Annotated in this window: 1 protein-coding gene; it reads left to right on the top strand. The window is 37.2% G+C overall.

What is annotated here, in order from left to right:
• The first annotated feature begins 103 nt into the window (after positions 1-103).
• Positions 104-1,366, top strand: a complete 1,263-nt coding sequence (locus Q8N22_01655) for a hypothetical protein (protein ID MDP3052644.1) — start codon at positions 104-106, stop codon at positions 1,364-1,366.
• Positions 1,367-1,375 lie beyond the last annotated feature (9 nt).

The following is a 1,375-nucleotide window of genomic DNA, read 5'->3' as shown; positions in this document are numbered from 1 at the left end:
TTGTCATCTCCAAATTAAAAGTGCACTGTTTTTAAAGGGAGTTACAATTTAAAAGTGCACTGTTTTTTGTGCCATACTTGTAAGAAAAAGGAGGTTTACAAGTATGGCACAATTACACAAAAGATTTACCGATCAACAGGTCAAAGAGCTTATGCAAAGGTATTCAAAGAAAGAGCTTAAACGAGAACACATACAACAAATGTTACAGATTAAAAGGCGGCAGTTTTTTAAATTATTTAAGGAATACAGCCAAAATCCTGAAACATTCTCCATCCAGTATAAACGCACTAATGCCACAAGGGCGATTGATCCTAAAATCGAAAAAAACATCATTAAAGAACTTGCCGTAGCCAAAGAATTTATTGTCAACAAACAGATGCCTATCTGGTCCTATAATTACAGCTTTATCAAGAACGGACTTGAGAAACTCTATAGGCAAAAAGTATCGTTATCTACCATTATTAACAAAGCTAAAAAATTCGGCTATTATCTCAACAGACCGGAGAAACGAAAAGCTCACGACCGAGAGGTTATTACCAACAATGTAGGCGAGCTTATTCAACACGACTCTTCTATTCATCTCTGGTCGCCTTACGCTAAAAACAAGTGGTGGCTAATTACTTCTATTGATGATTACAGCCGGTTTATGTTCTACGCTATGCTTGTATTAAGAGATGTAACCTTGGCCCATATTAGGTCTCTTCAGACGGTATTTTTAAGATACGGGCTGCCTTTAAACTTCTATGTGGACTGCGATTCCATCTTTAAGTTTATCCGAGGCAGAGACGAATTACATTATAAACATCACCTACAAACAGATGAAACTATGCCGCAATGGAAACAAGTCCTCAATGACTGCCAGGTCAAAGTCATCAATGCCTTGTCGCCTCAAGCCAAAGGCAAAATTGAGCGGCCTTACAGATGGATTCAAGATCATATTGTGCGTATCTGTGCCAGGGAAAATGTGACAACAATTGCGCAAGCTAATCAAATCTTAACCCGGGAAGTCTATGAGTATAACTATAAACGCGTCCACTCTACCACTGGCGAAATACCATATCTACGTTATCAAAGAGCGTTAAAAGATAATAAAAATGTGCTAAGAAAATTTATGATTCCACCGCCATATCAGTCTATCAAAGACATCTTCTGCTTTAGGTTAAACCGAACCGTTGATGCTTATAGAACCGTATCTGTCAATAACCTAAAACTTAGATTTAATAACGCACCTATTCATGAAGAAGTGAATTTACGTATTTACCCTTATACCACTGGCGGATTATCAGAAGTAAGATTCTGGCATAAAGACAGGCTTTTGGACATCCAAAAGGTTAAAACAGAACTACTAAAGATAGTGCACTTTTAATTTATAAAT

The sequence above is a fragment of the bacterium genome, from assembly GCA_030693325.1.
Classification (GTDB): Bacteria; Patescibacteriota; Minisyncoccia; order UBA6257; family MFKM01; genus MFKM01.
Note: the sequence above shows the minus strand (reverse complement) of the source record. Positions and strands in the feature narration are given on the sequence as shown.